Origin of the sequence: Streptomyces sp. NPDC093544, assembly GCF_040683495.1 — a bacterium.
In the GTDB taxonomy this organism is placed as follows: Bacteria; Actinomycetota; Actinomycetes; order Streptomycetales; family Streptomycetaceae; genus Streptomyces.
On record NZ_JBFBEA010000019.1, the window covers coordinates 1 to 12,868 of the forward strand.

The window sequence follows — 12,868 nt, forward strand, 5'->3', positions numbered from 1 at the left end:
AGCGAACCCACGCCCCTGGGCACGGACGCCGAGCAGGTCACGGACGGGGTGGCCGCGTCGATCCGGACCCTGACCGATGGGTCAGGGGTCGACACAGTGGAACGCGGTACGGCCCCGACACAGCGTCCGTGAGGCGGCGGCGCAGCCCCGCCATGGTGACATCGAGCGTCTTCGTCGAACCGAACCAGTTCTCGTCCCAGACCTCGGCCATCAGCGTCTCGCGGGACACCGCCGCGCCCGCGTGCCGGGCGAGCACGGCGAGCAGCTCGAACTCCTTGGGCCGCAGGTCGACTTCATGGCCGTCGAGCGTGCAGCGGCGTGCTGTGATGTCGACGACGAGATCGCCCAGCCGGATCGGCGCCTGGGGCGGCGAGGCGATGGCCCGCCTCCGCAGATGGGCCCGCAGTCGGGCGAGCAGCACGGTCAGGCTGAACGGTTTGACCAGGTAGTCGTCGGCCCCCGCGTCGAGCCCCGCGATGACGTCGATGTCGTCAGTGCGGGCGGTGAGGATGAGGATCAGCAGGTCCGGGAAGCGGGCGCGCAGCGTCCGGGCCACGTCGAGTCCGTCCATGTCGGGCAGACCGAGGTCGAGCAGCAGGACGTCGTACGAGGACCGAGCGGCCTCCGCGAGGGCGCCCGCGCCGGTCCGGCTCCACGTTGGCCCGTAGCCGTTGCCGCGCAGTCCGATTTCGAGATGGCGGCCGATGGTGTCGTCGTCCTCCACGACGAGAACGTGGGCGCGACTGTGTCGGCTACGGTCCGGTGCGGCGGGCGTGCTCATGGTGCGCAGCGTAGAGCCGGACGGGGTGTTCACAGATCGCGGAGTTCCTCTACGGCGGGTCGGGCTGCTCGGCGCACCCCGTTCAGGGCCGCCGCCAGTACGGCCGCCACGGCGGCGCAGCCGGTGAGGACCAGATATGTGCCGGGGACGGACAGCGAGGCGGGCGGTGGGTCGAACACGCCCGTCAGCACCTTGACCAGCATCTCCGACAGGCCCCAGCCGATCAGCGCGCCACCGGCCAGACCTCCGCCTGCCAGCAGGAGCGCCTCGGTGAGGACCATGCCGCGCAGTTGGCCGGCCCGGGCGCCCAGCACGGTGGCGATGGCGAAGGTCCGCCGCCTTTCCGCGAGGCCGAGCGCGAGGACCAGTCCGCCGGCCCCGGCCGCGAGCAGCACCGCGAAGGCCAGCTCGATCCGGGTGAGCCCGGCCAGGTCCACGGAGGTCAGGCTGGTGCCGACCGTGCCGCGGGTCTGGGTGAGGTCGGTGACGGTCGCACTGGTGCCGAGCTGCTTGCTGAGCTGCGCCGCGACCTGCTTCTGGTGGGTGCCGCCGGTGTCCACGAGGAACGCGCCGACCGCGTCGCTGCCGGTGGCGTTGGCCACGTACGAGGCGTTGGCGACGAAGAAGCTGTCCTTCGGCGCGGTCGGGAACTCCTTGGCGACCCCGGCGTAGTGGAACGTCACCGTGCGCAGCGCCTTGGTGTGAGCGTCCTGGATGCGCAGCCTGACGGTGTCACCGGGCGAGAGCTGGAAGTCGGTGACGGTCTCCGCGCTGACCAGCAGCGCGTCGGGCTGCTTCGCGAGCTTGTCCATGAGCGAGGCGGCGGTTCCGCCGGAGAAGTACGCGTCCTGGAGCGAGGTGGCCGAGGCGATGGTGCTCGGGTTCACGCCGTACAGGTCCTGGAGGTCGGAGCCGACGTATGCGAACCGGTGCTGAAGCGGCTCGACATGGCGTACGCCGGAAACCTTGAGGGAGGCGGCGGCGCTGGGCGGCGTCTGCGCCCCGGGGGGCTCGGTCACCGTGACGTCCGCGCCGTTGGTGAGGCGCGCGTCGACCTCGGCCTGCTGCTGGTACGTCGCGTTGAAGGTCGCCGTCGACACCGCGAACGACACCGCGAGCGCCAGGAGGACCACGGAACGGGCCAGTGGACGCCGGCGCCGGGAGAGCACCGCGGCCGTCGTTCCCGCCAGATTCGACGTCAGCGGACGCGACAGCCTTGCCAGCACCCGGCGGCCGTGTGTGAGCGCGAGGAGTGTGAGCCGCCACAGCAGCAGGGCGGAGCCGACCCACAGCAGCGCGGGGCCGAGGAACGCCCAGTACGACACGGAGATGCTCGGCACCCCTTCGGGGGCGAGGACGAGGGCGTACTGGTTGCCGGACGAGGCCCGGAACACCAGCCAGGAGGCGATCAACAGGGCGAAGTCGAGTCCGTACCGCGTCCACCAGACCGAGCCGGTACGCCGCCCTGACCTGCGGGTGTCGGCGACCGTCACCCCGCGCAGGTCGCGCAGCGCGGGGACCAGGACGGCACCCGCGGCCACGGCGGCGCCGAGCAGGAAGGCAAGGGTGTACCAGAAGGTCCACGCGCCGGCGCTCGTCCCGAACGACGCCGATCCGAAGGCGGTACGACCTGTCAGCGAGGCGATGCCGAGTCCGGTGAGACCGCCGACGACCCCCACCAGCCCTGCTTCCAGGCCCGACAGCGAGGCGATCCGCCTCGGCCGCAGCCCGCGCAGCCGCAGCAAGGACTGCTCCTGGCGGCGCCGTTCACCACCGGCGGCGGCGACCGCGGCGGTCAGCGCGGCGGCGAGGATCGCGCCCGGGACGCCGAGGAAGAGGAAGAGGATCTGTGCGTAGGCGGCGTCCTGGCGGGCGGAGTCGAGGGCGGCTCCGAGGTTGTTCCCGACGACTGCGCCGCCCGAGGAGCGGGCCTCCAGGTTGTGGGCGGCGCGCGTGACGGTGTTGAAGGCGGAGGCGGGGTCGGCGGGCAGCTTGGCGTCGCTGGTGGCGTGGATCTGGGTGGTGACCGGGGTGTTGGCCGTCAGGGAGGTGAAGTCGGCGGACGGGAGGAGGACCACGTTGTCGGGCGGTGCGGCGGGCTGGGACTGGGTGGGCGCGCCGACCTTCTGGAACAGTGAGTCGGCCTGCGGGAGGTCGACGACCCCGGCCACCCGGACCTGGCGCACCCCGGAGCCGGGGACCTGGATGCCGATGGTGTCGCCGGGGGCGGCGTGCAGGTTGGAGGCGGTCTGCTGGGCGAGCAGTACGCCGCTGGAGGAGCCGGTCAGCGGACGGATCTCGCCCGGGAAGAGCTTCTGGTAGTCGGCCGGGAGACCGAGAACCACGCCGGGCCCGGTTGTCTGCGTCGTGCCTTGCGCCTTCGCTGTGAACGCGCTGCTGTGGGCGAAGCCGACCGGGACGGCGGCCCGTACGCCGGGCGTCTGCTGAACCAGGGACAGGGTTCCCCCCGCGTTGGTGCCCGGCTGCACCTCGACCTGCCAGTCGACGGCGACCGAGCGGACGGCGCGCTGTGTCATGGTCGCCTTCGACGCGGTGAGGAACGAACCGAGCGAGGCGATGAGGGCGACGGACAGGGCGATCCCGGCCAGGGCGGCCAGCAGCCGTCCGGTGCGGTGGCGGGCGAGGCCGCCGGCCCACACGGTGTTCATGGCGCCTTTCATGACACTTCCTCGGCTTCCTGGCGGGTGATCAACCGGCCGTCGCGCATGGTCAGTCGACTGGTGAGACGGGCGGCGACGGCCGGGTCGTGCGTCGTGACGACGAGGGCCGCGCCCATCCGTCCGGCCGCCGTCAGCAGTGCGTCCAGGACGTGCCCTCCGGTGGTGTGGTCGAGCCGGCCGGTGGGTTCGTCGGCCAGGATCAGCCGGGGGGCCTGGGCCAGCACGCGGGCGGTGGCGACGCGTTGCGCCTGGCCTCCGGAGATCTCCTCGGGCAGCCGCTCGGCCAGCTCGGAGGCGTTCACCAGGGCGAGGGCCGCGACGGCCTCCTGGCGGGCGCGGTCGTCCGGCATGCCGGCGAGCACCAGCGGCAGCGCGGTGTTCTCGACGACGTCCAGGGCGGGGATCAGGCTGTCGCCCTGGAAGACGAGCCCGATGCCGCCGGGGCGGGCGCCCAGGGCGGGCCAGGTGACGGTGCCGCTGGTGGGGCGTTCCAGGCCGGCCAGCAGATGCAGCAGCGAGGACTTGCCCGAACCCGAGGGGCCGACGACGGCGAGCCGGTCACCGGCGCGCACCCGCAGGGTCGCGCCGTGCACGGCGACCACGGCGTTCGCGCCGCGGCCGAAGGTCAGGGCGACGTCGTCGCAGGCGACGAGTACGTCATCGGCAGCGAGCGCGGTCTCATGCGGAGACATCGTGTGCCTTCCCGTCGTCCAGGGCGATCACTCGGTCGGCGATCCGTACGGCCTCCGCGCTGTGTGTCACGATCAGCACCGCGCAGCCCAGGGCGGCACGGTCGCGCAGCATCCGGAGGATCAGGCGCTCGGTGTCGCCGTCGAGTTCGCCCGTGGGTTCGTCCGCGAGCAGGACCTCGGGTGAGTTGGCGAGGGCGACGGCCAGGCCCGCCCGAGCCAGCTCCCCGCCGGACAGCCGACGGGGCAGCGCGTGCGCCCGCCCGGCGAGCCCCACTTGCTCCAGCAGATCCCCCGCCGATACAGCGGGTCGGCCCTGTACGGCACTGTGCGCGAGCCGCACGTTGTCGCGCACGTTGAGATGCGTGACGAGATTGCGGGTCTGGAGGAGTACACCGATGTGGTGGGCCCGCAGCCGGGCGCGCTCGCTTTCGGGCCGGTGGCTGACGCGTACGTCCCCGACGCGCACCTCGCCGCCCGAGGGCTCGTCGAGGCCGGCGAGGCACGACAGGAGTGTGGACTTGCCCGCCCCCGACGGCCCCACCACGGCGACCGTCTCACCGGGCCGCACCCGCAGGGACACCCCGCGCAGGGCGAGCGTCTCCTCCTCGCCGGCCCGGAAGAAGCGATACAACTCCCGCGCGCTCAGCCCCTCTTCGGACTTCAGGGCGGTTTCCCGCACGACGTCCGACATGGCGCTCACCCTCACTTCCATGTGAAGGAGTCGCTGACGATGCGCCAGGGGTCCACGTTGTCGGCGTTCACCGGCCCGGACAGGGTCACGTCCACCTCGTGCCCCTGCCGGTAGAACGCGAAGCGCTCGAACGCGTCGCGCACGACCTTGCCGGTGACCGGGTCCGGAGCCGAGTCGCCCTGGTACTTCAGCAGGACGGCACTCCCGCCGTTCCGGGTCACCTGCGACACCTTGGCTCCGCTGAAATTCGGTACCTGGCCGGCGAGTTGAGGAACGACCGTGCCGGTGACGGACGCGGTGGTGGGCGCCGAGGACGCGGACACGGCGGAGACCCCGACGCGGTTCAGTTTGTCGGTGAAGACCGCGGTGCCGCTCTGGGTACTACGGGCCCAGCCCTCCGGCACCTTGACCGTGAACCCGCCGCCGGACGGCTGGTAGGCGACGTACGCCTGGTTGTCGGGGATGTCACCGGGTGGATTGGACTCGGTGGGTGCTGCGGCGGCGCTACTGGATCCGCTCGTGGACGCGGCGCCAGATGTGGAACACCCGGCGGTCACCGCCGCCGCGAGTACGAGTCCGACGACACCGATGGTTCGTACGCGTGCCATAGCCACTGACCTCCTGAGAAACCCTGCCGACCGACCGGACGCGGTCATGGCACCGACGCTAGGAAGCGACGGGTTAACGCCTCGCTCGGCGAGGGTTAGACGACGGCAAAAGCGCGTGGCGGGCTTCGCCCGACCGGGTGGGCGGCCCGCATGATGAGGGGCATGAGACAGCGTGTCGTGCGGGTTGCGGTCACCGCGGTGCTGGTCGCGCTGGTCCTCCTCGCGATCCCCCTGGCCCTCGCCATCAGGTCCACCCTGTACGCCGACCAGCGGGACACCCTCGAACGAGCGGCGCTCGCCGGTGCCGTACGCGTGAATCCGGACTACGCGACCGGCGACCCGGTGGAACTGCCGTCGCCGGGGGCGGGCGAACGCCTCGGCCTGTACGACCCGAAGCTGAGCCTGCGCGCGGGCACCGGCCCCCGTACCGGCGACGCGGCGGTCAGTGAGGCGCTCGGCGCTGTCATCGCCCGTGACCAGACGGCCGGCGACCTCGTCGTCGCCGTACCCGTCTCGCACAACGAGCAGGTCATCGGCGTCGTAAGGGCCTCGTCGGCCGTCTCGGTGGTCCGTGACCGTGTCCTTCTCGGCTGGGGCGCCCTGCTCGGTGCGGCCGTACTCGCCCTCACGGTCGCCGTGCTCGTCGCCCGGCGGCAGGCACGTGCGCTCACGGCCCCGCTGGAGGAGCTCTCCCGGCACTCCCGGGCCGTCACAGACGGAGACCTGACCGCCAGAGCCGAGCCGAGCACCATCGCCGAGATCGACCAGGTCGCCCGCACGCACAACGACATGCTGCACAGCCTCTCCGAACTCCTGAGGCACGAAAGGGACTTCACCGCCAACGCTTCCCACCAGCTGCGCACCCCGCTGACCGGCCTCCAGCTCACCCTGGAGGCGGGGCTCGCACAGGACGACGCCCGGCTGCGTCCCGTTCTGGAGGAGGCCCTTGCCGCCACCCGTCGGCTGCACCACACCGTGGAGGAGGTGCTGCGTCTGGCCGGCTCACCCGGCCTGCCACACCGGGCCGTACCGGACCTGCTGGTGGCGCAGCTCCTGGACGAGACCGACGGACGGTGGCACGGCCTCTTCGCCCAGGACGGCCGACGCCTGGACTGCGGCTCACAGGACGCCCCGGCCGACGTACGCGTCCCGGGCGGACCCGTCGCCGAGATCCTCGGCGTCCTGCTCGACAACGCCCGTACGCACGGACACGGCGGCGTCCGCGTCACCGTCCGGGACCTCGACGACGCCCTCGCCTTCGACGTCACCGACGAGGGCGGCCTCCGTACCGAACCCGCCCGCCTCTTCGCCCGCGGGCACACGGGTGGCGGCACCAGCGGCACGGGCATCGGCCTCGCTCTCGCCCGTGACCTGGCCGTTTCCCTGGGCGGCAGGCTGTTCCTGGCGAGCGGCGACCCTACGACCTTCACGCTGCTCGTCCCGGTCCGCCAGGACGAGGGGCCTGTTTCGGGCGAGACCACCCGGTAGTCAGGATGCGTTCAGGCTTCGGCTGGCACGGTCGGGCCTTATGACATCCGAGACCTCCGAGACATCGGCTTCCGGGACACCGGCCTCTGACACGTCCGCGGCGTACGGCGGCCCTGCCGACGCCGTCGCCCCCGGACACCGCCTCCGCTGGAACAAGGTTCCCGAAGTCACCGCGTACTTCTGGGTCATCAAGGTGCTGTGCACCACGGTCGGTGAGACCGCGGCGGACCTCCTGAACGAGAAGCTGGGCCTGGGTCTGACCGGCGTATCGCTGCTGATGAGCGCGCTGCTCGCGGTGCTCCTCGTCGTCCAGTTCCGCACCAGCGCCTACCGGCCCGGCGTCTACTGGTCGGCCGTGGCCCTGATCAGCGTCGTAGGCACGCTGATCAGCGACAACCTCACCGACAACCTGGGCGTGCCGCTGACGACCAGTACCAGCGTCTTCGCCGTGGCCCTCGCCGTCGTCTTCATCGCCTGGTACCGCAGCGAGCGGACCCTGTCGATCCACAGCATCGACACCCCGCGCCGCGAATCGTTCTACTGGCTGGCGGTGCTGTTCACCTTCGCGCTGGGCACCGCCGCCGGTGACCTGGTAGCCGAGCGCATGGCCCTCGGCTACTGGGTGTCCGCGGTCCTGTTCGGCCTCGCGATCGCCGCGGTCGCGCTCGTCCACTTCGCGTTCGGCCTGAACGCGGTGTGGAGCTTCTGGATCGCCTACGTCCTCACCCGGCCGCTCGGCGCCTCGATGGGCGATTACCTCTCGCAGCCGACCGCGGACGGCGGCCTGGGGCTCGGCACCGTGATCACGAGCGTGCTCTTCCTGGCGGTCATCCTCGGCCTGGTGGTGTTCCTGTCGGTGACGCGGAAGGACGTCGCCGGGCCCGACCGGCTCACCCCGCAGGGAGGCTGACCACGAACTTCGCGCCAGGGGTGTGCCGTTCGTCGTGGTGCACCTCGCCGCCGGCGGAGCGGGCCAGGCGTCGCGCGAGCGGCAGCCCGAGGCCCGCTCCGCCGTGTCCGTCGCCGGGATCGGCTCGGCGGCCGGGCTGGAAGAGCCGCGCCGCGAACGACGGCGGTACGCCGGGGCCGTCGTCGGTGACCTCGACGCGTATGCCGTGGGTGTGCGCGGCGGCCCGGATCTCGACCCGGGTATGCGCGTACCGCAGGGCGTTGTCGAGCAGGGGGCTGACGATCCGCTCCAGGAGGGCGTCCGGTACCCCGGCGGACAGCCCGGTGTCCGGGACGGTGACGATGACGTCTTTTGTGGGATCGAGGCGGTCCGCGAGACGGCGCAGTACCGGCAGGACGTCCGCCGTGCCGGGTGCGGTGACCGCGTTGTCGCGGGCTTCGTCGAGGAGTGTGTCGCAGATCGTCCGCATGGACCGGGCGGCGTCCGCGATGGCCGCGTGGGTGGCCGTGGTGTCGGCGGCGGAGCGGGGGCGGGCCTGCCACCAGTCCAGCTCGGCGATGATCCGGGCGAGCGGGTTGCGCAGCTCGTGCGACAACTCCCGGGTGAGCTGCCGCTCATGCCGCAACAGCGCGCGGATACGGTCCAGCAGGGCGTCCAACGACCCGCCCAGCCGGGCGAGTTCGGCGGGGCGGGCCACGCTCCCGAGGCGTTCCTCGGAGGCGATGGCGCTCCACCGGGTGGCGTCGTCGGTCATGGTGCGCACGGGGCGCAGCGCGCGCCCCACAGCCAGCCACGTCAGCGCGTAGGTGCACGCCAGCATGGCGGCGTCGAGTGCGAGCGACGCGAGGAGCAGCGTGTCGGCCGAACTGCGGTAGGGGGAGAGGTCCAGCGCCGTGACGACCGTCGCGGCGCCCTTGTCGCCGGGTACCGCCCGCGAGCACATCCGGACCGTGCCCTGGCTGCCGGCGGTGACGCACTGCGGTCCTCCGGGCGCGGCGAGCCGCGTGGCGGCCCGTGTCAAAGCGCTGGTGGCGGTGGCGGACGGAGGCTTTTCCAGCAGCTGGGCGCCCGCGTAGATCCATACGTTCGTGTCGAGGAGTTCCTCGCCGGGCGTCTCCAGGACGCGCACCTGGGAGCCGCTGGCGTCGACCGTCGCGGCGACGGCGGCGGCCCGCGTGTGCAGTACGTCGTCCGCCTGGTGCTGGAGGTGCTGCCGTACGACCGTGTTGAACGCGACGGTGAGAATCACCATCAGCAGCGTGGCGGTGGTGAGCGCGACCAGGGAGAGCCGGCTGCGCAGGGTGCGCGGCCACCAGCGGTAGGCGAACGCCGTGACGGCAGATGGTGGCCGGCGGGAGGCGATCGTCTTCCCGAGAGGCGGTGGCCGACGCGAGGCGGCCCTCTTCCCGAGAAGCGGTGGCGGGCGGGAGGCGAATGTCTTCATGACAGGCGATGACCGATGCCGCGCGCCGTGGTGACGGTCAGCTCGCTGCCGCCGCCACGGAGCTTGCGCCGCAGCCGGGTCAGATACTGGTCGAGCGTGTTCTCACTGACCTGGGCGCCCTCGGGCCAGCCCGCCCTGAGCAGCTCGCGCCTGCGCACAATGCCCCCCGACGCCGCCATGAGTGCTGCCAACAGCCTGAACTCCGTGGGTGTCAGGGCGACTTGGGATCCCCGGACGGTGAGGCTGTGCCCGACGGGGTCCAGGACCAGGTCTCCATCCGATGCCGCCGGAAGGGGACCTGCGCGCTTGAGTGCCGCCCGCAGCCGGGCGGCCAGCTCCGTCAGATGGAAGGGCTTGGGCAGATAGTCGTCGCCCCCGGCCGAGAAGCCTGCCAACCGGTCCGTGAGGTGGTGATGGGCCGTCAGGAAGATGACGGGGGACAGGAAGCCATTGGCCCTGATCGCCTGGCACACGTCCCGCCCGTCCGCGTCCGGCAGGCCGACGTCGAGCACGGCAGCGGCGACGTCGTCCCCGGCCAGCCGCAGCGCGGTCGCGCCGTCCGGCGCGGGCACGGTGTCGAAGCCCTCGTCGCGCAGCCCGCGCCGCAGGACGTCACGCAGGGCGTGATCGTCCTCGACGACCAGAATCCGGTGCCGCATGGTCCACCCTCACCCGCTCTCGTACGACGTGGCCTCTGCGAGCTCCGGCGCGACCAGCAGCGGCCTGAGCGGCGTGGCCGTCAGCCGCTCCGCGAGCGAATCCGGGATCCTCCGCAGCGCCGTCGTCAGCAGCATCGCGACCAGCGTGCCGACCAGGACACCGGCGACGACGTCGTGCGGATAGTGCAGGCCGACCCAGACGCGGGAGGCGGCCATCGCGCAGGCGGCCAGTACCGCGACGGCGCCGAGGCGACGGGACACCTGGAGCAGGGCGACGGCGGCCGCGGCGGCGATGACCGCGTGATTGCTGGGGAACGACCAGTCACCCGGTGCCGGACACGCCTCCAGCGTCGACACACGCAGGCTCTGACAGGGCCGGTCCTCGCGAACGGCCATCTTGAACAGGGAGTTCACCCCGTACGCGACGACGACGATCAGCGGCACGGCGAACGCGATCAGCGAGGCCCGCGCACTCACCCGCCGCGCCCGCCACCAGCCCAGCACCATGAAGACCGCGAACAGCCCGAGCCCGTACGTCGACCACGCGGACACCAGGCTGTCCAGCCATCCGGGGGAGTCCTGGGCGAGGTCCACCACGTATCTGTAGGCGGAGCCGTCGATCGAGGAGCCGTCGAACGCGAGGATCATCCCTGGGATCCCTTCTCCGTGGTGGCGGCCCGGCGGGAGCGGTACAGCTCGGCGGCGAGCGGGAGGAGGGACACGACGATGATCACCGCGATGATCGGGAGCAGATAGCGGTCGACGTTCGGGATCGACCAGCCCAGCGCGTACCCGCCGAGGGTGAGGCCGAGTGTCCAGAGCAGGCCGCCGACGACCTGCCACAGGGTGAACGTCCGCGCCGGCACGTTCAGCGCGCCCGCCACCGGGTTCAGCACCGTGCGCACCACCGGCACGAAACGGGCCAGCACGATCGCCTTCGCGAAGCCGTAGCGCTCAAGGAGCTCCTCGGCGCGCTGTGCCCCCGCGTGCAGTCGTGGTGAGCGGCTGCGGGCGAGCAGTGCGCCGCCCGCCTTGCGCCCGAGCAGGAAGCCGGTCTGCGAACCGGCCAGCGCACCGACCGCGGCGGCGGCCAGCAATGGCGCCAGCGAGAGCTTCAGGCCGCCCTGCCCCGAACCGGTGCACAGCAGGCCCGCCGTGAACAGCAGGGAGTCACCGGGCAGGAAGAAGCCGATCAGCAGGCCCGTCTCGGCGAACATCACCACGCCGACGCCCAGCACACCGAAGGTGGCGAGCAGGGACTGCGCGCTGAGAACGTTCACCGCGAGCTGTGAGTCTGCGAGCTGTGACCCCGCCAGCTGTGAAGCTGCGGACAAAATTGCCGCCATCGTCGCGTGCCCTCTCATACTGGACGAGCGGGTACGGTCGAGACGCACCCGAATGACTACAATGCTGTAGACGGTCTACTGAACTGTAGACGATAGCGGGGTGAGGATCGTTCCATGACAAGCGACAAGGACGAACGCCGTCCGGCGGGCGAGCTGGAGGCCACTGTCATGGCCGCTCTCTGGGCCACCGACGTGCCCCTCACACCGGGCCGCGTACAACTGGAGCTGGCCTCCGGCCTCGCCCGTACGACGGTGACGACGATCCTGTCCCGGCTGCACGAGAAGGGCGTCGTCGGCCGCGAGCGCCAGGGCCGTGGTTACGCGTACTTCCCCGTCCAGGACCCGCACGGGCTCACCGCCCGGCGTATGCACACCGAACTCGACCGGGACGAGGACCGGGAGACTGCGCTGGCCCGCTTCGTGGCCCAGCTCAGCCCCGACGACGAACGCCTGTTGCGCGACCTGCTGGAAACGGGTGAGGGACTGCTGGAGCCAGGTGCCGGCCTGGGGCAGGGTGGGGGACTGCCGGAGCCGGGGTCCGGCCATGGGCTAGGTGAGGGACTGCCGGAGCCAACTGCCGGCCCCGGGCAGGGTGAGCGCCCGGAATCGGGTGACCGGTGAGCGCTCTGCTGCTGCTCGTCCCGCTGCTGGTGCCCTTCGTGGTACCGCCGCTGGCCCGCCGCTGTCTCGACCGGCTCGCACCCTCCGCCGCGCTGTGGGCGCTGACCCTCGCGGTCCTCGTGCTCGCCGGTGCCTCCGTGGCGGCGCTCGGCGCACTGGTCCTGACCGGCCTGCTCAAGCTGCCGCTCTTCGCGGGCTTCGGCGAGCTGATTCACCCGCTGCGCACCGCGTCGGACCTCTTCGTCCTGCCCGCCGCCGCTGCCGCCACCGGCGTTCTCACGGTCGGCGCCTGGACCCTCGTACGCTCGGCACTGCACCAGCTGCGTGCCTTCCGAACTGCCCGTACCCAGGCCGGCCGCCGCCCCACCGCGGGCGACCTGTGCGTCATCGACTCCCCGCACCCGGACGCGTACGCGCTGCCGGGCCGCCCGAACCGGATCGTCGTCACCACCGCGATGCTCCGCAGCCTCGGCGCCGACGAACGCGAGGCGCTCTTCGCCCACGAACGGGCTCACAACGCGGGCGGTCACCACCGCTTCCTCCTCGCCGCCGAACTCGCCGCCCACTGCCACCCGGGACTGCGCCCGGTCCGTGCGACCGTCGCGCTCGCCGCGGAACGCGTCGCCGACGAGGCCGCGGCCGCCGCGGTCGGGGACCGCAGACTGACCGCGCGCGCCATCGCCCGCGCCGCACTCGCCACCACACGCGCCGCCGAGTCCCCCCGCCCCGGCTTCGCCCCCGCGGCGACCACGGGTCCCGTCCCTCAGCGAGTCGCCGCCCTCCTGGTGTCCCCCGCACGCAGCCCGCGTGCCGCCACCTGGATCGCCTTGCTCCTGGCCGTGTGCGCCGCCGTCTCGGCCGGAGCCTCGGTCGGGGGTGTGCTCGCCTTCCACCACGAGGTTGAGGTCGCACAGGGCGAAGAGCCTCGCTGACCTGGCCGGCAACAT

12 protein-coding genes and 1 pseudogene are annotated in these 12,868 nt (G+C 72.2%); 4 read left to right on the forward strand and 9 right to left on the reverse strand.

Translation table 11 applies throughout. From position 1 onward, the window contains the following. Positions 1–37: 37 nt before the first annotated feature. Genes AB0N66_RS27350 through AB0N66_RS27370 form a run of 5 tightly spaced genes read right to left on the reverse strand, consistent with a single transcriptional unit; the run spans position 38 to position 5,453 of the window. Complete coding sequence (locus AB0N66_RS27350; protein ID WP_365439850.1) at positions 38–781, reverse strand: response regulator transcription factor; 744 nt, start codon at positions 779–781, stop codon at positions 38–40. A 29-nt stretch (positions 782–810) separates the two neighbouring features. After that, a complete protein-coding gene (locus AB0N66_RS27355; protein WP_365439852.1) occupies positions 811–3,462 on the reverse strand; it encodes an FtsX-like permease family protein in 2,652 nt (883 codons plus the stop codon). Then, positions 3,459–4,154: an ATP-binding cassette domain-containing protein gene (locus tag AB0N66_RS27360; protein ID WP_365439854.1), complete on the reverse strand. Its 696-nt coding sequence runs from the start codon at positions 4,152–4,154 to the stop codon at positions 3,459–3,461. Before AB0N66_RS27360 ends, AB0N66_RS27355 begins: the two co-directional genes overlap by 4 nt. Continuing rightward, entirely contained in the window at positions 4,141–4,845 is a 705-nt protein-coding gene (locus AB0N66_RS27365; RefSeq protein ID WP_365439856.1) for an ABC transporter ATP-binding protein, read from the reverse strand. The genes AB0N66_RS27360 and AB0N66_RS27365 overlap by 14 nt, the downstream gene beginning before the upstream one ends. 11 nt (positions 4,846–4,856) lie before the next feature. Continuing rightward, positions 4,857–5,453 carry a hypothetical protein gene (locus AB0N66_RS27370; RefSeq protein ID WP_365439858.1) on the reverse strand — a complete coding sequence of 199 codons (597 nt, stop codon included), beginning with the start codon at positions 5,451–5,453 and terminating at the stop codon, positions 4,857–4,859. Between the two features lie 162 nt (positions 5,454–5,615). On the opposite strand from AB0N66_RS27370, the gene AB0N66_RS27375 reads away from it, so the two are divergent. Both AB0N66_RS27375 and AB0N66_RS27380 read left to right on the forward strand, forming a co-directional pair. Continuing rightward, a complete protein-coding gene (locus AB0N66_RS27375; protein ID WP_365439860.1) occupies positions 5,616–6,941 on the forward strand; it encodes a HAMP domain-containing sensor histidine kinase in 1,326 nt (441 codons plus the stop codon). Between the two features lie 40 nt (positions 6,942–6,981). Continuing rightward, positions 6,982–7,851, forward strand: a complete 870-nt coding sequence (locus AB0N66_RS27380; protein WP_365439862.1) for a hypothetical protein — start codon at positions 6,982–6,984, stop codon at positions 7,849–7,851. Here AB0N66_RS27380 and AB0N66_RS27385 read toward each other — a convergent pair. The 4 genes from AB0N66_RS27385 to AB0N66_RS27400 are packed head-to-tail and all read right to left on the reverse strand — an operon-like array spanning position 7,832 to position 11,300. Continuing rightward, a complete protein-coding gene (locus AB0N66_RS27385; RefSeq protein ID WP_365439864.1) occupies positions 7,832–9,295 on the reverse strand; it encodes a HAMP domain-containing sensor histidine kinase in 1,464 nt (487 codons plus the stop codon). The two genes, AB0N66_RS27380 and AB0N66_RS27385, sit on opposite strands and share 20 nt — an antisense overlap. Next, a complete protein-coding gene (locus AB0N66_RS27390) occupies positions 9,292–9,954 on the reverse strand; it encodes a response regulator transcription factor (RefSeq protein WP_365439866.1) in 663 nt (220 codons plus the stop codon). Before AB0N66_RS27390 ends, AB0N66_RS27385 begins: the two co-directional genes overlap by 4 nt. Positions 9,955–9,963: 9 nt before the next feature. Beyond that, the gene (locus AB0N66_RS27395; protein ID WP_365439868.1) at positions 9,964–10,602 is read right to left on the reverse strand and encodes a phosphatase PAP2 family protein; all 639 of its coding nucleotides are present in this window, start codon (positions 10,600–10,602) and stop codon (positions 9,964–9,966) included. After that, positions 10,599–11,300, reverse strand: a complete 702-nt coding sequence (locus AB0N66_RS27400; RefSeq protein ID WP_365439870.1) for a DedA family protein — start codon at positions 11,298–11,300, stop codon at positions 10,599–10,601. The genes AB0N66_RS27395 and AB0N66_RS27400 overlap by 4 nt, the downstream gene beginning before the upstream one ends. A gap of 114 nt (positions 11,301–11,414) precedes the next feature. On the opposite strand from AB0N66_RS27400, the pseudogene AB0N66_RS27405 reads away from it, so the two are divergent. Both AB0N66_RS27405 and AB0N66_RS27410 read left to right on the forward strand, forming a co-directional pair. After that, positions 11,415–11,771, forward strand: a pseudogene (locus AB0N66_RS27405) (BlaI/MecI/CopY family transcriptional regulator); the annotation flags it as partial. A gap of 146 nt (positions 11,772–11,917) precedes the next feature. After that, entirely contained in the window at positions 11,918–12,853 is a 936-nt protein-coding gene (locus tag AB0N66_RS27410) for a M48 family metalloprotease (RefSeq protein ID WP_365439872.1), read from the forward strand. Positions 12,854–12,868: the final 15 nt, after the last annotated feature.